Raw genomic sequence first — 23,024 nt, 5'->3', positions numbered from 1 at the left:
ATCTGCATTTTCAGGTAGCCTTTGCTTTGTGCGGCAATGTTGTGCCTTAGGGATACTCAATCAGCGCATAGGCCGAGTGGTTGTGGATGCTTTCGAAGTTTTCGCTTTCCACGGTGAAGCGGTCGATGCGCGGGTCGTGTTTTAGCGCCACGGCGATGTCGCGCACCATGTCTTCCACGAATTTGGGGTTTTCGTAGGCGTGTTCGGTAACGTATTTCTCGTCGGGGCGCTTGAGCAGGCCGTAGAGCTGGCAGGAGGCTTTGTTTTCCACCAAGTCGATGATTTCTTCAATGGAAACTTCCTGTTTGTGGCAGGTGAGGGTTACGGTAACGTGCGAGCGCTGGTTGTGCGCGCCGTATTGCGAGATTTCCTTGGAGCAGGGGCAGAGGCTGGTTACCGGTGCCAATACTTTGATTTGGTAGCTGTATTCTCCGCCTGCCTGCACTTCGCCCTGCCAGGTGACGGCATAGTCGAGGAAGGAGGTGATGCCGCTCACGGGGGCGGCTTTTTTGCGGAAGAAGGGGAAGCTGATGGTGATGCGGCCGGCTTGGGCGTCGAGCCGTTCGAGCATGTCGAGCGTGAGCTGGTGCAGGCTGGCGAAGTCGAGCACGAGGTGCTGTCGCTCTTCCATCAGCGCCACGAAGCGCGACATATGCGTGCCCTTTTGCGAGGCGGGCAGGGCCACGGTCATGCCGATGCGGGCGATGGTGTGCTGCACGCCTTCCGCGCTTTGGATTTGCAGCGGGAAATGCAGGTCTTTGATGCCCACTTGGTTGATGGGCATATTGCGTTGGTCGGGGCTGCTTTGCACGTCGGCAATGGCATTCATCCGTATTATCCTTTTGGGTGCGTGTGATGGGAAACAGGGTGCGAAGTATAGCCCCGCCGTGGCTTGGGGGCAAATGGCGGCCTGCCTTTATAGCGCGGGTTTATGGCGGCGATTTTGCGTACTCGGGCGCGGCTTGCCCGGGCGGCGGGTGTGCCGAGCGCTTTTGGTTTATCATAACGCCCTTATCCGCACACTGATTTTAAGGACAGCCCATGAACATCCTCTTCATCGCTGACCCGCTTTCCAGCTTCAAAACCTACAAAGACACCACCTACGCCATGATGCGCGAAGCCGCCCAACGCGGCCACACGCTGCACCACGCGCTCGCAGGCGAACTCTCCGTGCAAAACGGCCGAGTCATCGCCCAAGCCGCGCCGTTCCAATTTATCGGCGCAAAAAGCGACCACGACCACAATTGGTTTCAGGTAGCCTCCGCCGAGCAGCGCGCGCTGAGCGATTTCGACGCCGTGATTATGCGCACCGACCCGCCGTTCGATATACAATATTTATACAGCACCCAACTGCTCACCCTTGCCGAACAACAGGGTTCGCGCGTATTCAACAGCGGGCAGGCCATGCGCGATTTCAACGAAAAACTGGCGATTCTGAACTTCCCCCAATTCACCGCACCCACGCTCGTTTCCACCCGCGCCGCCGATGTGCGCGCCTTTCTGGCCGAACACGGCGACATCATCGTGAAACCGCTGGACGGCATGGGCGGCATGGGCATCTTCCGCCTCACCGCGCGCGACCCCAACATCGGCAGCATCCTCGAAACCCTGATGCGGCTCGACACGCGCACCATCATGGCGCAGCGTTATATCCCCGACATCGTGCACGGCGACAAACGCATTCTGGTGATAGACGGCGAAGTCGTGCCCTACGCGCTGGCGCGCATCCCGCAGCAGGGCGAAACGCGCGGCAATTTGGCCGCAGGCGGACGCGGTGTGGCGCAGGAATTGTCCGCCCGCGACCGCGAAATCGCCGAAACCCTCGCCCCCGAGCTGAAACGGCGCGGCATTTTGCTGGCGGGCTTGGACGTGATTGGCGAATATCTCACCGAAGTGAACGTAACCAGCCCCACCGGTTTCCAGGAAATCATGAAGCAGAAGGGCTTTGATGTGGCGGCTAAGTTTATCGACGCGGTGGAACGCAATGCGCGGTAGGCGTTGCGGAATGGAAGCTCGCGCTTTGGCTTCGCAGAAACTTTGCTTGGGCTATGCTCAAACATCGTTTTAGCTTCGCAGAAACTTCGCTTCCTTCAGAAACTTCGTTTTAACTGCGTTGAAGCTGCGCTTTCAGGTAGCCTGCGACAGGGTAGAGGCTACCTGAAAAATGGGAACGCATTGTATTCAATTGTTTGCACATTGCACGCGCACGATTGAAGGCTACCTGAAAAATTCAGCGCGGCCTGTACTGCATCCTGTGGGAAGGGCAGGCAAACCGCAGGTTTGCCCTTCGTGCCGAGCCGCATTGCTCGTTTCCGCTTTGTTGCCGCCCTGATTTTTCAGGTAGCCTCACCCATCATTCGGAGCACGCCAGCATGACCGAACCACGCACATTATTTCTATCCGGCCTGTTTGCCGCGCTGTGTTGGACGGCGGCAGATATGCTGCTGGTGGGCTTTGTGCAAACGCCCGAGCAATATCCGCTGTTTTCGCACACGCTGGCCGCTGCCTTGGGCGACGATGTGGATTTGGCGGTCCTGATGCTGGCCGGCTCGCCGCAGCGGCTGTTTTGGGGCGTGCTGCCGGCCACGTTTAGTGCGGTGTTTTATCTGGCTGCGGCTTTCGGCGTGTGCCGTTTGCTGCGCGGCAGGGCGGCGCGCGCGGTGTTGTGCCTGCTCTTGGCGGGCTATGCGCTCTCGCCCTTGGGGCATGCGGGCTTTTATTATATGGGCATCAGCGCGCAAACCCTGCTGCACAGCCCGCCCGCAGCCCATCTGCCGCTGCTGGCCGCGGGCTGGCTGGTGTTGCTGGTGCAAACCGTGCGCGGGCGCTCTGTTTTGCCGCGAGCATCGGCGTGGGCCAATCCGCTGCCGGTGGGCGCGGCGGTGGCGCTCGTGTGCAGCCTGTTTCCGCAATCGGTCTGGGCGGCAGCCATCGGCGGCGCCACGTTTAATATTGCCCAAGCGGTGTTTTTTGCTGCCGCTTGGTATGGCCTTCATTCACATCATCCGCATCCAAAGGAGCTTTTATGAAACCCGGCAAACGCGGCCTCGCGCGCATCATCGCCGCCGCACAGTATTCCCGCGACGGCCTCGCCGCCGCCTACCGCAACGAAGCCACCTTCCGCCAGCTGGTGTGGCTGCACGCCGTGCTGCTGCCCCTGGCCTGCTGCCTCGATTTCGACACGCCCGTGCGCATGCTGCTGGTGGGCGCTTCGCTGCTCTCGCTGATTGTGGAGCTGTTCAACACCGCCATTGAAGCCGTGGTGGACAGGATTTCCGAAGAACTGCACCCGCTCTCCAAAATCGCCAAAGATGCCGGCTCGGCGGCGCAGATGGTGGCATTGCTGCTGCTGGCCGCGTTTTGGCTGATGGCTTTGAATACGCTGTAAGCAATTGACAAGAAAGGAATGATGATGAACAAGCCCTCCCTCCTCGCCGCCTGCCTGCTGTGCCTGGCCGCCGCCGCGCAGGCCGAAGTGCACGCCAGCCAAGCCTGGGCGCGCTTCACCGTGCCCGGCATGCAGTCCGGCGGCGTGTTTGTGCGGCTGGAAAACGGCCGCCCCGCCGACGCGCTCATCGGCGGCAGCACGCCCGTGGCCGAGCGCGTGGAAATCCACGAGCACATCATGCAGGGCGGGCAAATGCGCATGCAGGCCATGCCGCACGGCCTGCCGCTGCCCGAGCGTTCGCGCACCGAGCTCAAGCCCGGCGGCCACCACATCATGCTCATCGGCCTCAAACAGCCGCTCGCCGCCGGCAGCCGCTTCCCGCTCACGCTGAAATTCCGCCACGCTCCGGCGCAAACCGTGCAGGTGGAAGTGAAAAGCCCGGCGGAGGAAGCGGGCGGGATGCAGCATCGCCACCATCACGCGCATTAGCGGGAGGTTTTCAGGTAGCCTCTTGGCGGGGGTGGAGGCTACCTGAAAAATAGATAAGGATAGTTTGGTGTAAAAGATGATTGGAGAGAGATGATGAATGATTTCCTGCGAACTTTTGTGAGAGTGGTTGCAGTGGTTGCAGTGATTGTAGTGCTTTATGTTTGGGGTCCCATTCTGGGCATATTCATATTGTTACCATTTCTTATGCTTGGTTGGGGTGGTATTTTGCTACTGATTATTTTCATAATTGCTGTAGTGTATGTTGTATTTGTTAGCCTATTTAACAAGAGTGGAGTGGCATCACCTATACAGCAACAAGAAACGGCTGCATACCAGCAACGCCGAATCAATATGCCACCACCCGAGCCGCATGCCACCGACCTCTACGATTTCCAAATGCTGCACGCCTCCTACCATATGCTGCAATGGCTGGCTGACGCCCCCTACCAACACATCTGCCAAAACATCGAACACCTGCTGCGCCAACAAGTTTCCGACAGCCGCCTGCTCAGCATCGCCGCCACCTCCATGCCGCAATGGCAAACCGTTACCGCGCAGGAAGAAGAAAACGGCCAAACCGTTGCCGCCCGCCGTACCGGCCTGGCGTTTGAGTTTGTGCTGCACGTGTCCGGCCGGGGCAAAACCCACGAACTGCGCGGCGTGTACACCTGGGCAGGCAGCCGTCTCAACCGCCCTCCCGCCGAACAGTGCCAGCAAACCTGGCTCGACCTGCGCGGCACGCTGGCCGAATTCGGTGGCAGCCGCCTGGCCGAACGCCTGAACGCGCTGAATTAAGCGTTCCCCGGCATAGCCCGCCATTTGTGGCTGCGCAGAAACATCGCCCCATCTCGTTAGTCCAAACTTTCAGGTAGCCCCATCTGCCAAACAGAGGCTACCTGAAAACGAAGTTTCCGAAGGAGGCGGAGTTTCTGCGGAGCTAAAACGAAGTTTCCGAAGGAGGCGGAGTTTCTGCGGAGCTAAAACGAAGTTTCCGAAGGAGGCGGAGTTTCTGCGAAGCTAAAACGATACCTTGCAAAGCCAATAGCCAACACAGGATTCCAAACCCATGCCAGACAACTTCCAACTCCTCGACGACACCCGCCACATGCTGCAATGGCTCGCCGCCGAGCCCTACGCCGAAATCCGCGCCAGCATCGAAAGCATCCTGCGCGCCCAAGCCACCGACAGCCGCCTGCTCGATTTCGCCGTTACCTCCCCGCCCGATTGGCTCACCGCCGCCACCCGCTCCGCCGGCGACCCCAACATCGTGGCCGTGAGCCGCACCGCCGTCGCCTTCGAATTCTGCCTGCACGCCTCCTCCGGCGGCCGCACCCACGAGCTCCGGGGCGTGTATAGCTGGGCGGCCTGGCACCTCGACGGCAAAGGCGGGGAGCCAAGCCAGCAAGTCTGGTTCGACCTCGGCGGCACGCTGGCCGAATTCGGCGAAAACGGCAAACTGCGCGAGCGGCTCAAGCAAGGGGGTGCGGCATGAGCCGGGCAGATAATCGGGTTTGGGTATTTCAAGGCAGTGGCAGCCAAAATGTGTCCGCCTGCTTTTTTGCAAAGAAAATGCAGAGCGTTGGATTCAAAAACACGCCCTCAGCGGCTTGCTCACCGCCTATCCGGTTGACAATCCCGTGTATGAATAGGCGGTGCAAAACCAAATCATCACGCCCAGCAAAGCGCACCAAAAAACCACCCAGTTCATCCAAAACTTCAGCAGCGCCCATCTGGAACACTGCCACTACGAAAACGGCAGCGAAGCTTGAATCCCACGCAGCGCGGGCCATTCCTGCCTACTGCTGAAAACCTACCCCATCGAGCTCAGCGAACGCTACGCCCACGTCAAACCGCATGAGCGCTAAGCCAAGCATTCATGCCCAATCTAGCATTGATGCGGCTGTATAAAAGGCTACCTGAAAAACCATTTTCAGGTAGCCTCTCGCCTGTTCAAGCAAACTGCCCTTATTCTTCCCGCTTCTGCGCCACCGCCCATTCATACAGCGCCTTTTTGTTTGCCCCGCTGATGGTTGCAGCCAGCGCGGCGGCTTTTTTCGGCGGCAGCTCGGCGGCGAGCAGGCTCATGATGTGCTGCGCCTGTTCGCTCAATCCGGCCGTTTCCGCCTCTTCGGCCGGGTGTAGCACCAGCACCATCTCGCCGCGCGTTTGGTTGGCATCGGCGCGCACGGCGGCCAGCACTTCGGCCACGCTGCCGCTGATAAAGGTTTCAAACGTTTTGCTGATTTCGCGCGCCAGCAGCAAATGCCGACCGGGCAGAAGCTCCGCCATCTGCGCGAGCGCCGCCTCGATGCGGTGCGGTGTTTCAAAAGCCGCCACGGCATAGGGCACGTTTTCCCAGCGTTCAAACCATTGTGCGCGCTCACCCGCCTTGGGCGGCAGGAAGCCGGCAAAATAAAAGTCCGATTGCGTTACCCCGGCCACGCTCAAGGTCGCCATCACCGCGCTCGCTCCCGCCACCGGCACCACCTTGAAGCCCGCCGCGCGCACGCCCGCAGCCAGCCGCGCACCCGGGTCGCACACCGCCGGCGTGCCCGCGTCCGACACCTGTGCCACCACCTGCCCGGCAGCCAAGGCGGCGCAAACCGTGTCCACCATCTGCCGCTCGTTGTGTTCGCGCACGCTGATGAGCTTGGCGCGGATGCCGTAGGCCGAAAGCAGCTGCTGGCTCACGCGCGTGTCTTCCGCACACACCAAATCCGCCCGCTGCAATACCGCCAGCGCGCGCAGCGTGATGTCGGCCAGGTTGCCGATGGGCGTTGCCACCACATACAGCGTGTGCGGCTCGATTTGCGCCGCCGCCTTATCCAATATTTTTTGCCACATTTGTCTTCGGGTATCATTGCGTTTGAAACGCCGCAAACTATAACACGAAAGGAAACCCATGCGCCTCAACCACGCCGCCGGCCAAGCCGCCGAAGACACCGCCGCAGGCTACCTGAAAAAACAAGGCTGCCGTATCCTCGCGCGCAACTGGCACTGCCGCTACGGCGAAATCGACATCATCGCCGAGCAGGGCGGGGTGTACTTATTTGTGGAAGTGCGGCAGCGGCGCAGCCAGTCCTTCGGCGGCGCGGCGGCCAGCATCACCCCCGCCAAGCTGGCCAAACTCAGCCGCAGCGCCGAAGCCTGGCTCCAGCAGCACGCCCCGAACCAAGCCTGCCGCCTCGACGCCGTGCTGCTCGAAGGCAGCGCCCCGCCGCAGTGGGTGCAGAATATCGGCGGGTATTGAGGCGGCGAGCTGTGCGGGACGGGAAGGCTACCTGAAAAATTGTGCGGCATTTTAGCTTTACAGAAACGCTGCTTTCTTCGGAAGCTCCGTTTTAGCTTCGCTGAAGCTGGCGCTTTAGCTTCGCAGAAACTCAGCCTTGCTTCGCAAGACATCGTTTTCAGGTAGCCTTTTATTCGCCTCTTTACCTCCGCCAACCCGCGCCGGCAATTGTTCAAACCGCCGTATGCCGCTACAATAGCCAGCGTTTTCATTTCGTTTTTCAGGTAGCCTCTGATGAAATCCGCCGCAGAACGTGTGTTGCAGCATTTTCAAGACAGCATTGCCGCCAAGCAGCAGTGTGCCGAAGAGCTGGCTGCGCCCACCGCCCGCGCCGCCGAGCTGCTGGTGAATTCGCTCACCGCCGACGGCAAAATCCTCATCTGCGGCAACGGCGGTTCCGCTGCCGACGCGCAGCACTTTGCCGCCGAGCTCACCGGCCGCTTCGAAAAAGAACGCATGCCGCTGGCCGCCGTCGCGCTCACCACCGACACCTCCGCGCTCACCGCCATCGGCAACGACTATGCCTTCGAGCAGATCTTCGCCCGCCAGGTGTCGGCGCTCGGCCGCCCGGGCGACGTGCTGGTGGCGATTTCCACTTCCGGCAATTCCGGCAACGTGCTCTGTGCCATCGAAGCCGCCCGCGAGCAGGGCATGCAGGTGGTGGCGCTCACCGGCCGCGACGGCGGCAAAATCGGCGGCGTGCTGGCCGAAGGCGACGTGCTGCTCAACGTGCCGCACCGCCGCACCGCGCGCATTCAGGAAATCCATATCCTGCTGATTCACGCCCTGTGCGACCACATCGACGCCACCCTGTTTGAAGAATAGCCGAAGGCTACCTGAAACATCACGCCCGCATTCCCATCATTGCCGAAAGGACCAATCATGAAAAAAAGTTTCCGCCTCCTGCTGTTGTGCCTGCTGCCGCTGTCGCTTTCCGGCTGTTTTGCCGCCGTGGCCGGTGCCGGCGCGCTCGGCGTGATGTCGGCCACCGACCGCCGCAGCACCGGCGCGCAGGCCGACGACCAAGTGATGGAAGTGCGCATCCAAAACACGGCGCTCACCCACCTGCGCAACAGCAACACCACGCCGAATTTCGAGCCGAAGCTTTCCGTGGTGAGCTTCAACCGCCAGATTCTGCTGATGGGCCTGGTGGCGAGCGAGGCGGATAAGGCCTTTGTGGAACGCGTGGCACGCTCGCAGCCCAATGCCGAGAAGATCTACAACCATATTCAGGTAGCCTCCGGCCACCGCGGCTTCGGCGACGTGAGCAACGATTCTTGGATCACGTCCAAAGTGCGCACCACGCTGATCGGCACCAAGGGCGTGTCAGCCAACCATGTGAAAGTGGTTACGTATAACGGCATCACTTATGTGATGGGCATCCTCACGCCGGAAGAGCAGGCGCGCGTGAGCCAAACCGTGAGCACCACTGCCGGCGTGCAGCAGGTGGTAACGCTGTATGAAACCTTCGTGCCCAGCAATGTGCGCTGATACACCTGTTTTTGAATTTTAAGGAAAACCCATGTCTGGCAAAGAGATGCCTCCTTCTTCCAGAAAGCCGCAGCGCAGCATGTTCAGCCGCGTGGTGCTGATTTCGTTTGTTGTGGCGTTTGTTGTGGTGATGGCGCTGGTGATGATGGCGTGGCTGATGTTGAGCCGGCCAGACAGCCGCACCGACAGTCAGGATGCCTCTGCGGCGCAGGGCGTGGAAATCTGGCAGCCCAACGGCGCATCGGCCGCCGCCGGCCAAACCTACAGCCTGCCGCCCGCTGCCGATATGAATGCGGCTTCGCAAGCTTCCGCACCCCTGGCCAACGCAAGGCCTGCCGCACCGCGCCGCGCGGCAGCGGCTTCTGCGCCGGCGGTGGTGAAGGAAGTGCCGATTCAGCCGGTGGCGCCGCAGCCGGAAACCGAAATCCGCCCGATTGAAGTGCCGGTGAAACCAGCGCCGCAGCCGGTGCCGCGCCAGCCGGCAGGCGAGGGCGGCGGCAATCCGGTGGACAGCCTGTTTTAATCCGTAGGGCTACCTGAAAAGCAGGTGTTGTTTTCAGGTAGCCTGTTTTGTTTGAATGGATAACGCCGGCAAGGTGTTGTCACGAATTGAGAAAGCGAAGGAGACCGCGATGAAAGTGTACCGTATGCTCACCGGCCCGGACGATTCCGTGTTTTGCCGCCGTGTAACCGAGGCTTTGCAGCAAGGCTGGGAGCTGCACGGCAGCCCCACCATGACGCACACCGACAACGGCGTGCGCGTAGGGCAGGCGATTGTGAAGGAAGTGGAACATTACGACCCGGCCAAGCCCTTGAGCGAGTATTGATGGCGAAAATGGCAAACAGGCTACCTGAAAACCTTTTTCAGGTAGCCTGTTTTGTTGTGGAGGCCTAGTTTTGCACTTCCACTTGGTTTGGGAATTTGGCCGCCACTTGGTTGATGATGCGGTGTGTGCGTTCGCCGCGTTCCACCACTTGTTTCAGTCGCGTTTCGTCCAGCCCTTGTTTTTCTACTTCTTGCAGAATGCTGTGGTATTCGGTGAAGGCGCCGGTGCATTCGGCAACGAGGGCTTCGTCGGGGATGGAGTGGCAGCCGCCGCGGTCGGAGTTGGCCATGAAGCCGGCGCTGTGCCGCACGGGCATCATCACGTTTTCGGGCACGGCGCCGAAATCGGTGCGCTCGTTGAGGTGGGAGACGAAGCGGTTTTCGTTGTCGATGAAGACATTATAGTGTTCCACAAACTCTCTCAGCTTCACGGTTTTCACGGCATCGTAGCCGCGCCAGCCCAAAAGGGCGAGGGCGACGGCGGCGCCGATGAGGATTTTTTTGGCTTTTGGGGACATGGCTTCTCCTTGGTTTGATTGGGAAAGGATGGTTTCTGGCGGGGATAGTTTTTCAGGTAGCCTCCCGTGTGCCGCACAGGCTACCTGAAAGCGCAAGCTTCAGCGCAGTTAAAACGGAGCTTCCGAAGGAAGTGGAATTTCAATGCGGTTCAAAAGCTTGCCGCATGGCTTGATTTGCGCTAGCCGGCCAGGCTCACCAGCAGCTGGCGGATGGCGGGCCAGGCCGCGCCGGTTTCCGCGCCTTTGATGATGCGGTCGATGCGTGCGCATTCCTGCAAGGCGGCCAAGAGGCGCGGCGTGGCGATGCGGCGCACGGCAAGCGGCGCGAGCTGCTGTTTGCTGCCCCACAGGCGCAGGCTGTTGCGCACCTGCGCCACGGTTTGCCCCTGCTTGAGCGCGGCGGTGAGACGGATGAGGGTGCGGATGTCGTCGGCCAGCATCCACAGCAGCATCACCGGCTCTTCGCCTTCGGCTTCCAGGCCTTCGAGCAGGCGCACCACGCGGGCGGCGTCGCCGGTCATCCAGGCGGCGGCAAGCTGGAACACGTCGAAGCGCGCCACATCGGCCACGGCGGCTTCGGTTTCGGCAATGCTCAATTCGTGGCCGGCGGGGTGGAGCAGGGCGAGTTTGTCGATTTCCTGCTTGGCGGCCAACAGGTTGCCTTCCACGCGTTCGGCAAACAGCGCCAGCGCTTCGTGGCCGATAGATAAATCGTGCTGTGCGAGGCGGCCGCGTATCCAGCCGGGCAGGGCTTGGCTGTCCACCGCTTTGGCTTCGGCCACCACGCCGCTGCGGGCCAGCGCGGCAAACCATTTGGCCTGGGTTTGTGTGCGCTCCAGCTTGGGCAGCAGCATGATGGTGACGGTGTCGGGCGGCAGGTTGGCGGCGAGTTGCTCCAGGGCGTCGCCGCCGGCTTTGCCTGGCTTGCCGCTTGGGATGTGGATTTCGAGCAGCTTGAGTTCGGCAAACAGGCCGATGCTGTTGGCGGAGGCGAGCAACTCTTGCCAGTCGAAGCCGGTGTCGGCGGTGTGCACTTCGCGGTTCAGGTAGCCTTGGGCTTTGGCGGCGGCGCGCAGGGCATCCAGCGCTTCGATGCGCAGCAGGTCTTCTTCGCCGTGCAGCACATACAGGGCTTGCAGCGGCGCATCCAGCTGTTGCAGCAGGCGCTCGGTGCTGAGGGCGGCCATTATTCGGCTTTCAGGTAGCCTAGGCGGCGCACCAGCTGGCGGGCGGCGTCGGTGCGCATTTCGGCCCAGAGCTGGGCTTCTTCTTCTTGTTTGCCGAGGATTTCGCTGTCGCTGTAGTCGAGCGTGCGGTATACGGTGACCACCATCGGCTCGCCGAGGGTTTTCTCGCCGTGCCAGGCTTGGGCGGACACTTTGAGCTCGAGCCGGTATTCGCTGACCGTGCCGGAGAGGTTGAGGGTTTGGATGTCTTTGTTGGTTTGGATGCCGGTAACCTTCACGCCGGCTTGGGCAAAGGCGTTGTCGAGCTTGGCATGGCGGCGTAGCAGCTCGGTTTCGATGGCCTGCTGCAATTCGCGGCCTTGCACCGACCAGGTTTGGTAGGGCAGCGGGGGGGTGAGCGCGGGGTCGGTGCCGGCCAGGCGGAAGCTGCAGGCGGCGAGCAGCAGCACGAGGGGCAGCATCAGGTATTTTTTCATGGGGGTTCCTTGCTTGGGCGGCGGGTGCCGCAGGCTGGGGCGTATTCTAGCGGATTGTGGCGGGGGGAGGCTACCTGAAAGCGCGGCGGCAACGAAGTGAAAACGAGGTTTCGGCGAGGCTGAGAGAAGTGGAAAGGGTTGCGGGGTTTGGGCGGGGCCGGCATTTGTGTTGCTGGGTGAGCTTTGTTTTAGTTTCGCAGAAACTGTGCTTCCTGCGGCAGCTCCGTTTTAGCTGCGCAGAAACTCCGATTCCTGTGGAAGCTCCGTTTTAACTGCGCTGAAGCTTGCGCTTTCGGGTAGCCTTTGGGTGTGCGCAATCAGGCTACCTGAAAAATATCGGCTTCAACGAAGTGAAAGCGGAGCGGGGTTTTTGCGAAGAATGGTTTGAATGGTTTCAGGTAGCCTTTTGCTTCGGCGGAGGTTGGGCGCATAAAAGGGCAAACTGCCGATGGAAGCAGTTTGCCCTTTTAGTTTGATGCCGAAGCCGGATTAGGCGGCGGGTTTGTCGTGCAGAGTGGCGGCGTAGAGGGTGTTTTCCAGCAGGGTGGCGATGGTCATGGGGCCGACGCCGCCGGGCACAGGGGTAATCATGGCGGCGCGTTCTTTGGCAGCTTCAAATTCCACGTCGCCGCAGAGCTGGCCGTTGTCTAGGCGGTTGATGCCCACGTCCACCACGATGGCGCCGGGCTTGATCCAGCTGCCTTTCACCAGCTTGGGTTTGCCGGCGGCCACGATGACGATGTCGGCTTCGCTCACTTCGTGTTCTAGGTTTTGCGTGGCTTTGTGGCACACGGTAACGGTGGCTTCGGCCAGCAGCATTTCCAAGGCCTGCGGGCGGCCGACGATGTTGGATGCGCCCACGATGACGACTTTTTTGCCGCGAATCTCCACGCCGTAGGTTTCCAGCAGGGTCATCACGCCTTTTGGGGTGCAGGGGCGCATCAAGGGCATGCGCACGGCAAGGCGGCCGACGTTGTAGGGGTGGAAGCCGTCCACGTCTTTGTCGGGCTGGATGCGTTCGATGATGGATTGGCTGTTGAGGTGGGGGGGCAGGGGGAGCTGCACGAGGATGCCGTCCACGGCGGGGCTGGCGTTGAGCTCGTCGATCAGTTGCAGCAGCTCTTCTTGGGTGGTGGAGGCGGGCAGCTCGTAGGAACGGGAGGCGAAGCTGGCTTTTTCGCAGGCAAATTTTTTGTTGCGCACATATACGGTGCTGGCCGGGTCGTTGCCCACCAACACTACGGCCAAACACGGGGTGCGCAGGCCTTGTTTGCGGCGCTTGGCCACCTGCTCGGCAATTTTCTGCAGGCGCTGCTCGGCTACGGCTTTGCCATCGAGAATCTGTGCGGTCATGACTATTCCTTTCGTGGGTTGGTGAGGGGGAATCGGGGCGTGCCGCATGTGGGGAACTTGGCGGCGATAGAGATGATTTATTGTGTTGATTATAGCACGTTGTTAATGATTTTTATCGGGAAAACGGGGGCTGGGTTAGTGTGCGGGAGTGCTGTTTTTGTGTTTACTATGCGGTGGTTTGGGTTTGGTTAAATGGTTGATTTAAATTGGCTAGGTTGGGTTGTGGATAAGGTTGCCGATTTATTTTCAGGTAGCCTGCTTGACAAGCGGGAAGGTGCTTGCGTAGAATCCGTCTTTCTTATCGGGGCGTAGCGCAGTCTGGTTAGCGCATCTGCTTTGGGAGCAGAGGGTCGTGAGTTCGAATCCCACCGCCCCGACCAAAGTCCTCCGAAATGTTGTGAACGACAGGAAAAGGTAGAGCGCCCGTAGCTCAACCGGATAGAGCACCCGCCTTCTAAGCGGGCGGTTACAGGTTCGATTCCTGTCGGGCGCGCCAAAAGTTTTTTGTGGTGGCTGTAGCTCAGTTGGTAGAGCCCCGGATTGTGATTCCGGTTGTCGTGGGTTCGAGCCCCATCAGCCACCCCACCCATCTGAAAACCCGTGCGAGACCGCGCGGGTTTTCTTTTGCTTGTGTTTTGTTGTTGCATTTTTACTTCGGTGCGGCTGAATTTTCAGGTAGCCGCTTGGGCTTTGGGCTGGCAAATGTTTGCTTAAACTGGTTTTTACTAATATAATGCCGCGTTTTCCACCCCTTGCCCGCTATATCCGCATGATGGCGGGCTGTATTAGCCGTAAGGAGAGAGCATGCGTCATTACGAGATTGTATTCATCGTTCACCCCGACCAGAGCGAGCAAGTGCCCGCTATGGTTGAGCGCTACAAAACCCTGATCGCCGAATCGGGCGGCCACATCCACCGCTTGGAAGACTGGGGCCGCCGCCAATTGGCTTACCCCATCAACAAGCTGCACAAAGCACACTATGTGCTGATGAACATCGAGTGCACCCCGGAAGTGATCGAAGAGCTGGAAACCGGTTTCCGCTTCAACGATGCCGTTCTGCGCCATCTCACTGTTAAGATGGACGAAGCCGTTACTGAAGCTTCCCCGATGATGAAAGAAGAAAAATCCAAAAACCTGCTGGATGGCCAGCCCCAGGAAGAAGCGGCTGCCGCCGAAGCCTGAGATTGATTTTGGATAACGCCGTTCGCTTCGGAGCCCGCATTAAAGAAGCCGATACTTTGCGCTATACGCCGGCCGGCATTGCTGTGCTGGGTTTGGTTTTAGAGCACGAATCTTGGCAGCTTGAAGCAGGCGAACCGTATCTCGCCCGGTTTGAAATACAGGCGAAAATCATCGGCGAACAGGCGAAAATCTGGCAAAACAAAGTAGGCAGTGTGGTGGAGGTGGCAGGGTTTCTTGCCGCATACAGCCAAAAATACCGCCGCCCCATACTGCATATACAGACTATTGATGAAAATAAAGGTTGAATGAGATGGCTCGTCAAACATTTAAACGTAGAAAATTCTGCCGCTTCACCGCGGAAGGTATCAAACAAGTAGATTACAAAGCAGTGGATTTGCTGAAAGATTTCATTTCTGAAAACGGCAAAATCATTCCCGCCCGCATCACCGGCACCAAAGCCCACTACCAGCGCCAGCTGTCTGTGGCCGTGAAACGTGCCCGTTTCCTGGCTCTGCTGCCCTACACCGACCAACACAAATAATTAACGGAGAATTTTATTATGCAAATCATTCTGTTAGAAAAAATTGGCGGTTTGGGTAACTTGGGCGACGTGGTAACCGTGAAAAACGGTTATGCCCGCAATTTCCTGATTCCGCAAGGTAAAGCTAAGCGTGCTACCGAAGCTGCTCTGGCTGATTTCGAAGCCCGCCGCGCCGAGCTGGAAGCCCGTCAGGCTGAAATTCTGGCTGATGCCCAGGCTCGCCAGGCCAAGCTGGAAGGCCAGATCATCACCATCGCGCAGAAAGCCGGTGTGGATGGCCGTCTGTTCGGTTCCGTTACCAATGCCGACATCGCCGAAGCCATCCGCGCATTCGGTGTGGAAGCGGTGAAAGCCAACGTTCGCCTGCCCAACGGTCCGTTCAAAGCTGTGGGCGAATACGAAATCGAAGTGGCGCTGCATACCGATGCCGTGGCCGGCGTCAAAGTGGTGGTGGTGCCGACTGAGGAATAATCTTCGGTTTGTGTGATACAAGACGAAAGGCTACCTGAAAATTTTCAGGTAGCCTTTTTGTATGCCAGTTTAAATTGCCAAGGGGTGGGTGCTATCGGTATTGTCGGGTAGCTTTAATTGATAGGGAAGGCTACCTGAAAATCTTGTGGTACGGCAATTCGTGCTGGCTCAGGCGGATTCTTCAGTATGGAGGAAGTGGCCGTGGCGCAGGAAGTGGGCGGTTTGCATGGCGACGGTTTTGTCGGTGAGCATGGCGGAGTGACTCACGGGCAAGACTAAGTAGTCACGGCAGTTTTCTGCTTTGGTTTCACTGAGCAATACGGAGCCGTCGCCTTCGCCGCGCAGGCCGATGAGCTGGCCGAGCCCGAGGTTGCGGCTGCCGGCGATGCAGCCGAGTTCGAGCTGGGGCGGCCAGGGCGGGACTTGGCCATCGAGCCCGGCGGGGTAGGCACCGCGGATCAGGGCGGGGGCGAGACGGTGCAGGCGGTCGGCGGCTTCGCTGCCTAGGTGCGGGGTGGCGAGGGTGACGCTGCGGCCGCGTATCAGCTCGGGGTGGTCGGCGGCGAAGCGGCGCAGGACGAGGCCGCCGAGGCTGTGGCAGACAAAGTGCAGGGGTTCGCTGTGTTGTTGGTAGTGGTGGCGCACGGCTTCGGCGAGGCGGCGGCTGTGCTGGGGCAGGGTTTGGGCGACGCTGTAGTAGCCGAAGCGCTGGCTGTGGATACCGTATGGGCGCAGGTGGCGGCTGAAGGGGAGCATGGCCCAGGCGTGCATGTGCAGGCCGTGCAGCAGCATGACGTGCAGGGGGGTGTTCGGGTTCATGGCTGTTGGTGGCTGCCGCTGGAGAGTATCCATTGCTGGGCTTCGGCGGCGTCGTTGAAGTATTTGGGGTGTTGGCGGGTGAGCAGGCTGGAGATGTGGGAGGAGAGGCGGATCCAGAGGTCGTTGGTGACGACGGCGATACGGCCGAAGTCGTTGTCGTGGATATTTAGGAAGCGCAGTTGTTCGGCGGCCATGTCGATGGTGTAGTCGCGCAGCAGGGAGAGGTCGAGCAGAATGTCGGGGCGGTGGACGCGACCGAGGCATTCGATGATGGCGGCTTCTAGGGTTTTGAAGTCTTCGAGGGTGAATTCGTTGTAGAGGGCAACGTTGAGGCCGTAGTTTTGCTGGCGGATGGAAATCATGGAAGAACTCCTGTTGAGATGGGTTTCCCGCAAGGGTGGGAGTGGTACCGGCACTGGGTGTGCCTGCTTATTATAGCGAAATGGGGGCGGTTTGGCGGTTTTCTATGCGGGGGTGGGCGAAGGTTTGACGTGGGTAAACGTTTGCGGCGGTATGAAGCAAAAGGCTACCTGAAAAACGGATTGGGTTTTTCAGGTAGCCTTTATGGTTTGCCGGAAGGCGTTATTTGATGTCGCTGCGGCTGGAGAGGACTTGGTCGATGAGGCCGTAGGCTTGGGCTTCTTCGGCAGACATGAAGTTGTCGCGGTCGGTGTCGCGTTCCAGTTCGTCTAGGGTGCGGCCGCAGTGTTCGGCCAGGAGCTGGTTGAGCTTGGCTTTCAGTTTGAGCAGCTCTTTGGCGTGGATTTCGATGTCGGAGGCTTGGCCGCCGAGGCCGCCGCTGATGAGCGGCTGGTGGATCATCACGCGGCTGTTGGGCAGGGCGAAACGTTTGCCTTTGGCGCCGGCGGAAAGCAGGAAGGCGCCCATGCTGGCGGCCTGGCCGAGGCAGAGGGTGGACACGTCGGGCTTGATGAAGTTCATGGTGTCGTAGATCGACATGCCGGCGGTAACGGAGCCGCCCGGGCTGTTGATATAGAGGAAGATGTCTTTATCGGGGTTTTCGCTTTCCAGAAACAGCAGTTGAGCCACAACCAGGTTGGCGCTGTGGTCGTCCACCGGGCCGACCAGGAAGATAATCCGCTCTTTGAGCAGGCGGGAGTAGATGTCGAAGGCGCGTTCGCCGCGGCCGCTCTGCTCGATAACGGTGGGCACCAGGTAGTTGTTTTCAATTACGGAATTCATATTGTCCTCGCAAGGGGTGTTTGGGAAAAAGCACCTCGGCGGCGGAGGCGGCCTCGGTGCTTTTTGTTGTGGCAGATGCTGGCTTCAGCTTTGCGCTTGGTTGAAGCCAGTATTTTTCAGGTAGCCTGTTACTGCTGGCCCATCACTTCGTCGAAGCTCAGTTTTTTCTCGTTTACCTTGGCCTGACCGAGCACGTAGTCCACCACATTGGCTTCCACGGCCATGGAAATCGGGCCTTCTAGGCGGGAGCGGTCGGCAAAATACCAATCCACCACTTCCTGCGGGTCTTCATAGCTTTCGGAGAAGTTTTGCACCACGGCTTTGATTTGGTCATCGGAGGGTTCCAGTTTGTGCTCGGCCACCAGCTCAGACAAAATCAAACCCAAGGCGGTGCGGCGCTCGGCCTGCTCGGTAAAGAGGCTGTCGGACAGATCCAAATCTTCTGCTTTCATGCCTTGGTTGATCAGGTTGTTGCGCGCGTTGCTGGCCAGGCGAGCGGTTTCTTCCTGCACCAGGGTTTTCGGCAGCTCAACGGGGGTAACGTCCAGCAGCACTTTCATCACGTTGTCTTTGGTTTGCGCTTCCACGCGGCGGGTCACTTCGCGCTCAATGTTTTTCTTCACTTCTTCGCGCATTTTGGCCACGTCGCCGTCTGGGATGCCCAAGGATTTGGCGAATTGCTCGTCCACTTCGGGCAGCACGGCTTCGGCCACGTTGCGCAGGGTGATGGCGAATACAGCGGTTTTGCCGGCCACTTCTTTGCCGTGGTAGTCGGCGGGGAAGTTTACGGGAACGTCTTTGGTTTCGCCTTCTTTCATGCCGCGGATGCCGGCTTCAAATTCCGGCAGCATTTGGCCTTGGCCGAGGATGAAGGGGTAGTTTTGCGAAGAGCCGCCTTCAAACGGGGTGCCGTCGATGGTGCCGGCAAAGTCGATGATCACGCGGTCGCCGTCTTTGGCTTCGCGTTCCACGCGGTTGAAGCGGGTGCGCTGGCGGCGCAGGATGTCGATGGTTTTTTCCACTTCTTCCTCGCCCACTTCACACACCACTTTTTCGATTTCCTGGTCGGCCAAGTTGCCCACGGCGATTTCGGGGAACACTTCGAAACGGGCGTTTACTTTGAATACTTTTTCGTCATCCTGCTGCTCGGCCGCATCGAAAGCGAGCAGGCCGGCGAAGCGGATTTCTTCGGTGTCGATGGTTTCGGCGAACTTGCGGCGCAGGCTCTCGTTCATTACTTCGTCGCGGATGCCGGCGCCATACATGGATTCAATCATGCGCAGCGGCGCTTTGCCGGGGCGGAAGCCATCTACCCGGGCGCGTTTTTGGGTGGCTTGCAGGCGTTTTTGCACGGCTGCTTCAATTTCTGCCCACGGCAGCTCGAGCTGCAGGCTGCGTTCTAGACCTTCCAGTTTTTCTATTGTTACGCTCATCGTAAAACCTTGTTTTCGTGTTGATCAAGCCGACAGGCGGGATGCCCGGCGGAAAAGTTGGAATTAGCCGGCGCGCTTAAGCGGGTGCCGGCGGCAAATGAAAGCCGCAAGTGTATCATAACTTGGGGTTGCGGGCAGTATCCGGCGGCGGAATTGTGGCGCGGTTTGGGTTTGGGCGGAGGGTTGGAGGCTACCTGAAAAACGTATTCCTAATTTTCAGGTAGCCTCAACCTGCCTTACTGCAATTTTGCGCGCACCAACTCCTGCACTTGCGCGGGATTGGCTTTGCCCCTGCTGGCCTTCATCACCTGCCCCACAATCGCATTCAGGGCTTTGTCGTTGCCCGATTTGAACTGCTCGACGGCTTTGGCGTTGTTTGCCAACACTTCATCGACCATCGCTTCAATCGCGCCCGTGTCGGTAATCTGCTGCAAGCCGTGTTTTTCGATGATTTGGGCGATGGAGGCTTCGGGTTCTGCCCACATGGCTTCAAAGGCTTTTTTCGCTAATTTACTGCTTAAAGTACCGTCGGCGATTTTGCCCACCAGTTCGGCAAGGCGCGGCGCGGTAATCGGGCTTTCAGGTAGCCCCAGTTCGGTTTTGTGCAACGCGGCGGCCAATTCACCGTTCATCCAGTTGGCAACCAATTTGCCTTGCCCGCTGGCTTTGGCGGCTTCTTCAAAATAGGCAGCCTGCACGCGGCTGGCGGTCAAGAGACGCGCGTCGTATTCGCTCACGCCGTAATCCGCCACGAAACGCGCCGCCATTTCTTTCGGCAGCTCGGGCATTTCGTCTTTGGCTTTCTGCATTTGGCCGTCTGAAATGATGACGGGCAGCAGGTCGGGGTCGGGGAAGTAGCGGTAGTCGTGTGCGTCTTCTTTCAGGCGCATCACGCGGGTTTCGCCTTTTTCGGGGTCGAACAGCATGGTTGCCTGCTGTACTTTGCCGCCGTCTTCCAAAATTTCGATTTGCGCTTCCACTTCGTAATTAATCGCCTGCTCCAAGAAGCGGAAGGAATTGAGGTTTTTAATCTCGCGGCGCGTGCCGAACTCCGCCTGACCTTTCGGGTGCACGGATACGTTGGCATCGACGCGGAACGAGCCTTCCGCCATATTGCCGTCGCAGATGTCCAGCCAAGTTACCAGACCGTGCAGGGCTTTGGCGTAGGCCACGGCTTCGGCAGCGGAGCGCATTTCGGGTTCGGATACCACTTCCAGCAGCGGCGTGCCGGCGCGGTTCAGGTCGATACCGGTCGCGCCGTTCAAGCCTTCATGCACGGATTTGCCCGCGTCTTCTTCCATATGCGCGCGGGTTACGTTGATGGTCTTGACTTCATCGCCGACAACGATTTCCAGCTTGCCGTGTTCCACAATCGGCAAGTCCAACTGGCTGATTTGATAGCCTTTTGGCAGGTCGGGATAGAAGTAGTTTTTGCGGTTGAACACGTTTTTCCGGTTGATTTTCGCATCCAAAGCCAAGCCCAATTTGATGGCTTTTTCAACGACTTCGCGGTTCATCACGGGCAAAACGCCCGGCAAGGCGCATTCCACCACGCTGGCGTGTGCGTTGGGTTCTGCACCGAATGCGGTCGATGCGCCGCTGAAAATTTTGGATTGGGTGTTGAGTTGGACGTGGATTTCCAGTCCGATTACGGTTTCCCAGGTCATAGCAGGTTCTTTCTATTGAGAAAAGGGTTAATCGTTTGCAAAGGCTACCTGAAAAATATGCCATCTGTTTTTCAGGTAGCCTCCGTTATTTCCTTCGGTGCGGCTGGAAGCCGGGGAGCTGCCAGTGGAAGCGGTAGGCGGCCAGGCGCAGGAATAGGCCGGCGGCAAACAGCAGGTGTAGGGTGAAGGCGTTGATCCAGCCGAGCCGCGCGAAGAGGTACATCAGGCCGCCGATGAGGATGGCGACGCTGCCGTAAAGGTCGGCGCGCAATACGATGGGTACGTCGTTTACCAAAATGTCGCGGGCGATGCCGCCGCCCACGGCGGTAACGAAGGCGAGCACGATGACGCCGAACAGGTTTAGATGCAGGCCGATGCCGATTTGCGCGCCGGTGATGCTGAAGGCGGCCAGGCCGATGGCGTCGGCGATGAGGAAGGCGGCGGCCAGGTAGGTGCGGCGGTAGCGTTGCAGGCGCAGCAGCCAGGCGAGGGCGAGGGTAGCAAACACGACAATCAGCGCGTCGGTGTGCTGGAATACCTGTGGGATTTGCCCGACCAGGGCGTCGCGCATCATGCCGCCGCCCACAGCGGTGAGCAGGGCGGTGATGATGACGCCGAGCACGTCGAGCCGCTTGCCGTAGCCGACGAGGTAGCCGGATACGGCGAAGGCGGCGGTGCCGATGATTTGGATGAAATCGGTGGAGGTCATGGGGTAATTTCGGTTTTCAGGTAGCCGATTGATAAGGAAATCTATCTAAGGAAATCTATCTGAAAGGTTAGGTTTAATTTTCAGTTAAAATGTTGAATGTATATTGTTTCTTAAGTATGAAAGTTTCTGTTTTAGAAATAGCACGCGCCTATCAATCATGCTGCTGACACAGGTAGAGACTTGTTGCCTTTTGTCCTGTGTTATCAGCCTCACTTCTTGTGTGTACGCTTCACATTCATTCAGGCTTATATCGCGCCATTCTTGATAGTGATTCAAAATGAAAGAAGCTTCTCTATCAGATATAGATTGTTTTTCTACCAATTTTTTCAATTGGTTCCATTGGGGTAACACAGCTTCGTCATATGCTTGTCTGCGCCATAAAACGACACAGCCGTAATTCAGGCAGCTCTCCGCTTGTACTATTAGTGGGAAAGTAAGAAGTAATGCAATAATGTGTTTTTTAAGCATAAAAACCATTTTTTGGCTACCTGAAAATTTTTACTCCGGTACTTTCGTATGCCAATCGCTCGCCAACTGCATCTGGTGCGCCGCGCCAAGGATTTTGGCTTCGGCAAAATAGTTGCCAATCAACTGCACGCCGATGGGCAGGCCGTTGGCGGCAAAGCCTGCGGGCAGGGACAGGGCAGGCAGGCCGGCGAGATTGACGGCGATGGTATAAATATCAGAGAGATACGCCTGCACGGGGTCTTGGTTCAGCTCGCCGAGTTTGGGTGCGGCGGTGGGCGCGGCGGGGGCGAGGATGAGGTCGCATTGGGCGAAGGCTACCTGAAAATCGTTGGCGACGAGGCGGCGCAGTTTTTGCGCTTTCAGGTAATAAGCGTCGTAATATCCGTGGCTTAACACATAAGTGCCAATCATGATGCGGCGTTTCACTTCGCTGCCGAAGCCTTCGGCGCGGGTGCGGCTGTACATTTCGTCCAAGTCGGCGAACTGGGCGGCGCGGTGGCCGTAGCGCACGCCGTCGTAGCGCGAGAGGTTGGTGCTGGCTTCGGCGGAGGCGAGCACGTAATACGCGGGGATGGAAAGCTCGGTTTGCGGTAGGGAAACTTCCACCAATTCCGCGCCCTGTTGTTGCAGCAGGGTTTTGGCGTTTTCCAAGGCAGCCTGCACATCGGGGCTGTTGCTGGCGGTGAAGTATTCTTTGGGCAGGCCGACGCGCAAGCCTTTGAGCGGTTGGTTTAAATCGCGGGTGTAGTCTTCTTTTTCGCGTTCCAGACTGGTGGAATCGCGCTCGTCAAAGCCCGCCATCGCGTTCAACAAAATAGCGCAGTCTTCGGCGGTTTGCGCCATCGGGCCGGCCTGGTCGAAGCTGGATGCGTAGGCCACCATGCCGAAGCGGGAGACGATGCCGTAAGTCGGCTTGATGCCGGTGATGCCGCAGTGGGCGGCGGGCTGGCGGATGGAGCCGCCGGTGTCCGAACCGAGCGCGGCGGGGGCAAGGCGCGCGGCCACCACGGCTGCCGAACCGCCGGACGAGCCGCCGGGAACGTGTTCGGTATGCCACGGATTTTTGGTTGCGCCATAGAACGAGCTTTCGTTGGTCGAGCCCATGGCGAATTCGTCCATATTGGTGCGGCCGAGCGTTACCATGCCCGCGTCGAGCAGGTTTTGCACCACAGTGGCGGTGTAGGGGGCGACGAAGTTGTCGAGCATTTTCGAGCCGCACGCGCTGCGCCAGCCGGTTTGGCAGAAGATGTCTTTGTAGGCGACGGGCACGCCGGTGAGCGCGCCACCCCTGCCTTGCGCGATGCGTTCGTCCGCCGCGCGGGCTTCGGCGAGGGTTTTTTCCGCGTCCAGCGTGATGTAGCCGTTGATGGCGGGGTTTTGCGCGGCGATGGCGGCAAGGTATTCCTGCGCGAGTTCGACGGCGGAGGTTTGTTTGGATTGCAGCAGGGTGCTGGCTTGTTTGAGGGTGTAGGTGGTCATAAGGTCTTTCGCTTGGAAATGTATTGGATTTTAAA

The 23,024-nt window shown here is 59.0% G+C and carries 31 protein-coding genes and 3 tRNA genes; 20 read left to right on the top strand and 14 right to left on the bottom strand.

What is annotated here, in order from left to right:
* Positions 1-46: 46 nt before the first annotated feature.
* Entirely contained in the window at positions 47-829 is a 783-nt protein-coding gene (folE2, locus tag A7P95_RS01365; RefSeq protein ID WP_067590003.1) for a GTP cyclohydrolase FolE2, read from the bottom strand.
* A gap of 212 nt (positions 830-1,041) precedes the next feature.
* Between folE2 and gshB the strand changes: the two genes are divergently transcribed.
* The 8 genes from gshB to A7P95_RS12440 all read left to right on the top strand — a co-directional run bounded on the left by gshB (position 1,042) and on the right by A7P95_RS12440 (position 5,646).
* Complete coding sequence (gene gshB / locus A7P95_RS01360; protein WP_067589999.1) at positions 1,042-1,995, top strand: glutathione synthase; 954 nt, start codon at positions 1,042-1,044, stop codon at positions 1,993-1,995.
* A 377-nt stretch (positions 1,996-2,372) separates the two neighbouring features.
* Complete coding sequence (locus A7P95_RS01355) at positions 2,373-3,029, top strand: hypothetical protein (RefSeq protein WP_067589996.1); 657 nt, start codon at positions 2,373-2,375, stop codon at positions 3,027-3,029.
* The gene (locus A7P95_RS01350; protein ID WP_067589993.1) at positions 3,026-3,388 is read left to right on the top strand and encodes a diacylglycerol kinase; all 363 of its coding nucleotides are present in this window, start codon (positions 3,026-3,028) and stop codon (positions 3,386-3,388) included. The genes A7P95_RS01355 and A7P95_RS01350 overlap by 4 nt, the downstream gene beginning before the upstream one ends.
* 24 nt (positions 3,389-3,412) lie before the next feature.
* Positions 3,413-3,877 carry a copper chaperone PCu(A)C gene (locus A7P95_RS01345; protein ID WP_067589990.1) on the top strand — a complete coding sequence of 155 codons (465 nt, stop codon included), beginning with the start codon at positions 3,413-3,415 and terminating at the stop codon, positions 3,875-3,877.
* Between the two features lie 351 nt (positions 3,878-4,228).
* Positions 4,229-4,672, top strand: coding sequence for a hypothetical protein (locus A7P95_RS01340; protein WP_067589987.1), 444 nt, complete (start codon positions 4,229-4,231; stop codon positions 4,670-4,672).
* 271 nt (positions 4,673-4,943) lie between these two features.
* On the top strand, positions 4,944-5,369 hold the full coding sequence (locus A7P95_RS01335; protein WP_067589983.1) for a hypothetical protein: 426 nt from the start codon (positions 4,944-4,946) through the stop codon (positions 5,367-5,369).
* Positions 5,370-5,388: 19 nt separating this feature from the next.
* On the top strand, positions 5,389-5,526 hold the full coding sequence (locus A7P95_RS12445; protein ID WP_425387460.1) for a DUF7710 domain-containing protein: 138 nt from the start codon (positions 5,389-5,391) through the stop codon (positions 5,524-5,526).
* A 3-nt stretch (positions 5,527-5,529) separates the two neighbouring features.
* Entirely contained in the window at positions 5,530-5,646 is a 117-nt protein-coding gene (locus A7P95_RS12440) for a DUF7710 domain-containing protein (protein ID WP_425387459.1), read from the top strand.
* Between the two features lie 196 nt (positions 5,647-5,842).
* Here A7P95_RS12440 and rsmI read toward each other — a convergent pair whose 3' ends face one another.
* Positions 5,843-6,721, bottom strand: a complete 879-nt coding sequence (gene rsmI / locus A7P95_RS01325) for a 16S rRNA (cytidine(1402)-2'-O)-methyltransferase (RefSeq protein ID WP_067589980.1) — start codon at positions 6,719-6,721, stop codon at positions 5,843-5,845.
* Positions 6,722-6,779: 58 nt separating this feature from the next.
* Here rsmI and A7P95_RS01320 point away from each other — a divergent pair, with 58 nt between their 5' ends.
* The 5 genes from A7P95_RS01320 (at position 6,780) to A7P95_RS01300 (ending at position 9,484) form a co-directional block, all read left to right on the top strand.
* The gene (locus A7P95_RS01320) at positions 6,780-7,127 is read left to right on the top strand and encodes a YraN family protein (protein WP_067589977.1); all 348 of its coding nucleotides are present in this window, start codon (positions 6,780-6,782) and stop codon (positions 7,125-7,127) included.
* A gap of 273 nt (positions 7,128-7,400) precedes the next feature.
* Entirely contained in the window at positions 7,401-7,991 is a 591-nt protein-coding gene (locus A7P95_RS01315) for a phosphoheptose isomerase (protein ID WP_067589974.1), read from the top strand.
* Between the two features lie 57 nt (positions 7,992-8,048).
* Positions 8,049-8,657, top strand: a complete 609-nt coding sequence (locus tag A7P95_RS01310) for a BON domain-containing protein (RefSeq protein ID WP_067589971.1) — start codon at positions 8,049-8,051, stop codon at positions 8,655-8,657.
* A gap of 31 nt (positions 8,658-8,688) precedes the next feature.
* A complete protein-coding gene (locus A7P95_RS01305) occupies positions 8,689-9,180 on the top strand; it encodes a hypothetical protein (RefSeq protein WP_067589969.1) in 492 nt (163 codons plus the stop codon).
* 109 nt (positions 9,181-9,289) lie between these two features.
* Positions 9,290-9,484 (top strand): DUF1737 domain-containing protein, encoded by a 195-nt coding sequence (locus tag A7P95_RS01300; RefSeq protein ID WP_067589966.1) that lies wholly within the window; start codon positions 9,290-9,292, stop codon positions 9,482-9,484.
* A gap of 64 nt (positions 9,485-9,548) precedes the next feature.
* Here the strand turns inward: A7P95_RS01300 and A7P95_RS01295 are convergent, their stop codons facing one another.
* The 4 genes from A7P95_RS01295 to folD form a co-directional block, all read right to left on the bottom strand.
* Positions 9,549-10,001, bottom strand: coding sequence for a hypothetical protein (locus A7P95_RS01295; RefSeq protein WP_067589963.1), 453 nt, complete (start codon positions 9,999-10,001; stop codon positions 9,549-9,551).
* 179 nt (positions 10,002-10,180) lie between these two features.
* The gene (gene holA / locus A7P95_RS01290; RefSeq protein WP_067589960.1) at positions 10,181-11,188 is read right to left on the bottom strand and encodes a DNA polymerase III subunit delta; all 1,008 of its coding nucleotides are present in this window, start codon (positions 11,186-11,188) and stop codon (positions 10,181-10,183) included.
* Entirely contained in the window at positions 11,188-11,664 is a 477-nt protein-coding gene (locus A7P95_RS01285) for an LPS-assembly lipoprotein LptE (protein ID WP_067589957.1), read from the bottom strand. Before A7P95_RS01285 ends, holA begins: the two co-directional genes overlap by 1 nt.
* A 489-nt stretch (positions 11,665-12,153) precedes the next feature.
* On the bottom strand, positions 12,154-13,017 hold the full coding sequence (folD, locus tag A7P95_RS01280) for a bifunctional methylenetetrahydrofolate dehydrogenase/methenyltetrahydrofolate cyclohydrolase FolD (protein WP_067589954.1): 864 nt from the start codon (positions 13,015-13,017) through the stop codon (positions 12,154-12,156).
* Between the two features lie 302 nt (positions 13,018-13,319).
* Here folD and A7P95_RS01275 point away from each other — a divergent pair.
* The 7 genes from A7P95_RS01275 to rplI all read left to right on the top strand — a co-directional run bounded on the left by A7P95_RS01275 (position 13,320) and on the right by rplI (position 15,211).
* Positions 13,320-13,397, top strand: a tRNA-Pro gene (locus A7P95_RS01275).
* 39 nt (positions 13,398-13,436) lie between these two features.
* Positions 13,437-13,513, top strand: a tRNA-Arg gene (locus tag A7P95_RS01270).
* Between the two features lie 13 nt (positions 13,514-13,526).
* A tRNA-His gene (locus A7P95_RS01265) sits at positions 13,527-13,602 on the top strand.
* Positions 13,603-13,821: 219 nt separating this feature from the next.
* Entirely contained in the window at positions 13,822-14,199 is a 378-nt protein-coding gene (gene rpsF / locus A7P95_RS01260) for a 30S ribosomal protein S6 (protein WP_067589952.1), read from the top strand.
* A gap of 8 nt (positions 14,200-14,207) precedes the next feature.
* On the top strand, positions 14,208-14,504 hold the full coding sequence (gene priB / locus A7P95_RS01255) for a primosomal replication protein N (protein ID WP_067590345.1): 297 nt from the start codon (positions 14,208-14,210) through the stop codon (positions 14,502-14,504).
* 5 nt (positions 14,505-14,509) lie between these two features.
* Entirely contained in the window at positions 14,510-14,740 is a 231-nt protein-coding gene (gene rpsR / locus A7P95_RS01250) for a 30S ribosomal protein S18 (protein ID WP_064089792.1), read from the top strand.
* An 18-nt stretch (positions 14,741-14,758) separates the two neighbouring features.
* Entirely contained in the window at positions 14,759-15,211 is a 453-nt protein-coding gene (rplI, locus tag A7P95_RS01245; protein ID WP_067589950.1) for a 50S ribosomal protein L9, read from the top strand.
* Between the two features lie 168 nt (positions 15,212-15,379).
* Here the strand turns inward: rplI and A7P95_RS01240 are convergent, their stop codons facing one another.
* From A7P95_RS01240 to gatA, 8 genes are all read right to left on the bottom strand, one after another.
* Positions 15,380-16,030 (bottom strand): esterase/lipase family protein, encoded by a 651-nt coding sequence (locus A7P95_RS01240; RefSeq protein ID WP_067589947.1) that lies wholly within the window; start codon positions 16,028-16,030, stop codon positions 15,380-15,382.
* On the bottom strand, positions 16,027-16,392 hold the full coding sequence (locus A7P95_RS01235) for a SpoIIAA family protein (RefSeq protein ID WP_067589945.1): 366 nt from the start codon (positions 16,390-16,392) through the stop codon (positions 16,027-16,029). Before A7P95_RS01235 ends, A7P95_RS01240 begins: the two co-directional genes overlap by 4 nt.
* A 220-nt stretch (positions 16,393-16,612) precedes the next feature.
* Positions 16,613-17,233: an ATP-dependent Clp endopeptidase proteolytic subunit ClpP gene (clpP, locus tag A7P95_RS01230; protein WP_067589942.1), complete on the bottom strand. Its 621-nt coding sequence runs from the start codon at positions 17,231-17,233 to the stop codon at positions 16,613-16,615.
* 128 nt (positions 17,234-17,361) lie between these two features.
* Positions 17,362-18,666, bottom strand: coding sequence for a trigger factor (gene tig / locus A7P95_RS01225; protein ID WP_067589939.1), 1,305 nt, complete (start codon positions 18,664-18,666; stop codon positions 17,362-17,364).
* A 236-nt stretch (positions 18,667-18,902) separates the two neighbouring features.
* Complete coding sequence (gene gatB / locus A7P95_RS01220; RefSeq protein ID WP_067589936.1) at positions 18,903-20,333, bottom strand: Asp-tRNA(Asn)/Glu-tRNA(Gln) amidotransferase subunit GatB; 1,431 nt, start codon at positions 20,331-20,333, stop codon at positions 18,903-18,905.
* Positions 20,334-20,418: 85 nt separating this feature from the next.
* The gene (locus A7P95_RS01215) at positions 20,419-21,042 is read right to left on the bottom strand and encodes a trimeric intracellular cation channel family protein (RefSeq protein WP_067589933.1); all 624 of its coding nucleotides are present in this window, start codon (positions 21,040-21,042) and stop codon (positions 20,419-20,421) included.
* Positions 21,043-21,126: 84 nt separating this feature from the next.
* On the bottom strand, positions 21,127-21,510 hold the full coding sequence (locus A7P95_RS11420; RefSeq protein ID WP_156503455.1) for a hypothetical protein: 384 nt from the start codon (positions 21,508-21,510) through the stop codon (positions 21,127-21,129).
* 30 nt (positions 21,511-21,540) lie between these two features.
* Positions 21,541-22,989, bottom strand: coding sequence for an Asp-tRNA(Asn)/Glu-tRNA(Gln) amidotransferase subunit GatA (gene gatA / locus A7P95_RS01210; protein WP_067589930.1), 1,449 nt, complete (start codon positions 22,987-22,989; stop codon positions 21,541-21,543).
* Positions 22,990-23,024 lie beyond the last annotated feature (35 nt).

This window comes from Eikenella longinqua (assembly GCF_001648355.1).
Taxonomy (GTDB): Bacteria; Pseudomonadota; Gammaproteobacteria; order Burkholderiales; family Neisseriaceae; genus Eikenella; species Eikenella longinqua.
Note: the sequence above shows the minus strand (reverse complement) of the source record. Positions and strands in the feature narration are given on the sequence as shown.

Excerpts from the sequence above, each read along its gene's own strand:
- folE2 (WP_067590003.1), bottom strand. The coding sequence starts at position 829 with ATGAATGCCATTGCCGACGTGCAAAGCAGCCCCGACCAACGCAATATG.
- gshB (WP_067589999.1), top strand. The coding sequence starts at position 1,042 with ATGAACATCCTCTTCATCGCTGACCCGCTTTCCAGCTTCAAAACCTAC.
- A7P95_RS01355 (WP_067589996.1), top strand. The coding sequence starts at position 2,373 with ATGACCGAACCACGCACATTATTTCTATCCGGCCTGTTTGCCGCGCTG.
- A7P95_RS01350 (WP_067589993.1), top strand. The coding sequence starts at position 3,026 with ATGAAACCCGGCAAACGCGGCCTCGCGCGCATCATCGCCGCCGCACAG.
- A7P95_RS01345 (WP_067589990.1), top strand. The coding sequence starts at position 3,413 with ATGAACAAGCCCTCCCTCCTCGCCGCCTGCCTGCTGTGCCTGGCCGCC.
- A7P95_RS01340 (WP_067589987.1), top strand. The coding sequence starts at position 4,229 with ATGCCACCACCCGAGCCGCATGCCACCGACCTCTACGATTTCCAAATG.
- A7P95_RS01335 (WP_067589983.1), top strand. The coding sequence starts at position 4,944 with ATGCCAGACAACTTCCAACTCCTCGACGACACCCGCCACATGCTGCAA.
- rsmI (WP_067589980.1), bottom strand. The coding sequence starts at position 6,721 with ATGTGGCAAAAAATATTGGATAAGGCGGCGGCGCAAATCGAGCCGCAC.
- A7P95_RS01320 (WP_067589977.1), top strand. The coding sequence starts at position 6,780 with ATGCGCCTCAACCACGCCGCCGGCCAAGCCGCCGAAGACACCGCCGCA.
- A7P95_RS01315 (WP_067589974.1), top strand. The coding sequence starts at position 7,401 with ATGAAATCCGCCGCAGAACGTGTGTTGCAGCATTTTCAAGACAGCATT.
- A7P95_RS01310 (WP_067589971.1), top strand. The coding sequence starts at position 8,049 with ATGAAAAAAAGTTTCCGCCTCCTGCTGTTGTGCCTGCTGCCGCTGTCG.
- A7P95_RS01305 (WP_067589969.1), top strand. The coding sequence starts at position 8,689 with ATGTCTGGCAAAGAGATGCCTCCTTCTTCCAGAAAGCCGCAGCGCAGC.
- A7P95_RS01300 (WP_067589966.1), top strand. The coding sequence starts at position 9,290 with ATGAAAGTGTACCGTATGCTCACCGGCCCGGACGATTCCGTGTTTTGC.
- A7P95_RS01295 (WP_067589963.1), bottom strand. The coding sequence starts at position 10,001 with ATGTCCCCAAAAGCCAAAAAAATCCTCATCGGCGCCGCCGTCGCCCTC.
- holA (WP_067589960.1), bottom strand. The coding sequence starts at position 11,188 with ATGGCCGCCCTCAGCACCGAGCGCCTGCTGCAACAGCTGGATGCGCCG.
- A7P95_RS01285 (WP_067589957.1), bottom strand. The coding sequence starts at position 11,664 with ATGAAAAAATACCTGATGCTGCCCCTCGTGCTGCTGCTCGCCGCCTGC.
- folD (WP_067589954.1), bottom strand. The coding sequence starts at position 13,017 with ATGACCGCACAGATTCTCGATGGCAAAGCCGTAGCCGAGCAGCGCCTG.
- rpsF (WP_067589952.1), top strand. The coding sequence starts at position 13,822 with ATGCGTCATTACGAGATTGTATTCATCGTTCACCCCGACCAGAGCGAG.
- rpsR (WP_064089792.1), top strand. The coding sequence starts at position 14,510 with ATGGCTCGTCAAACATTTAAACGTAGAAAATTCTGCCGCTTCACCGCG.
- rplI (WP_067589950.1), top strand. The coding sequence starts at position 14,759 with ATGCAAATCATTCTGTTAGAAAAAATTGGCGGTTTGGGTAACTTGGGC.
- A7P95_RS01240 (WP_067589947.1), bottom strand. The coding sequence starts at position 16,030 with ATGAACCCGAACACCCCCCTGCACGTCATGCTGCTGCACGGCCTGCAC.
- A7P95_RS01235 (WP_067589945.1), bottom strand. The coding sequence starts at position 16,392 with ATGATTTCCATCCGCCAGCAAAACTACGGCCTCAACGTTGCCCTCTAC.
- clpP (WP_067589942.1), bottom strand. The coding sequence starts at position 17,233 with ATGAATTCCGTAATTGAAAACAACTACCTGGTGCCCACCGTTATCGAG.
- tig (WP_067589939.1), bottom strand. The coding sequence starts at position 18,666 with ATGAGCGTAACAATAGAAAAACTGGAAGGTCTAGAACGCAGCCTGCAG.
- gatB (WP_067589936.1), bottom strand. The coding sequence starts at position 20,333 with ATGACCTGGGAAACCGTAATCGGACTGGAAATCCACGTCCAACTCAAC.
- A7P95_RS01215 (WP_067589933.1), bottom strand. The coding sequence starts at position 21,042 with ATGACCTCCACCGATTTCATCCAAATCATCGGCACCGCCGCCTTCGCC.
- A7P95_RS11420 (WP_156503455.1), bottom strand. The coding sequence starts at position 21,510 with ATGCTTAAAAAACACATTATTGCATTACTTCTTACTTTCCCACTAATA.
- gatA (WP_067589930.1), bottom strand. The coding sequence starts at position 22,989 with ATGACCACCTACACCCTCAAACAAGCCAGCACCCTGCTGCAATCCAAA.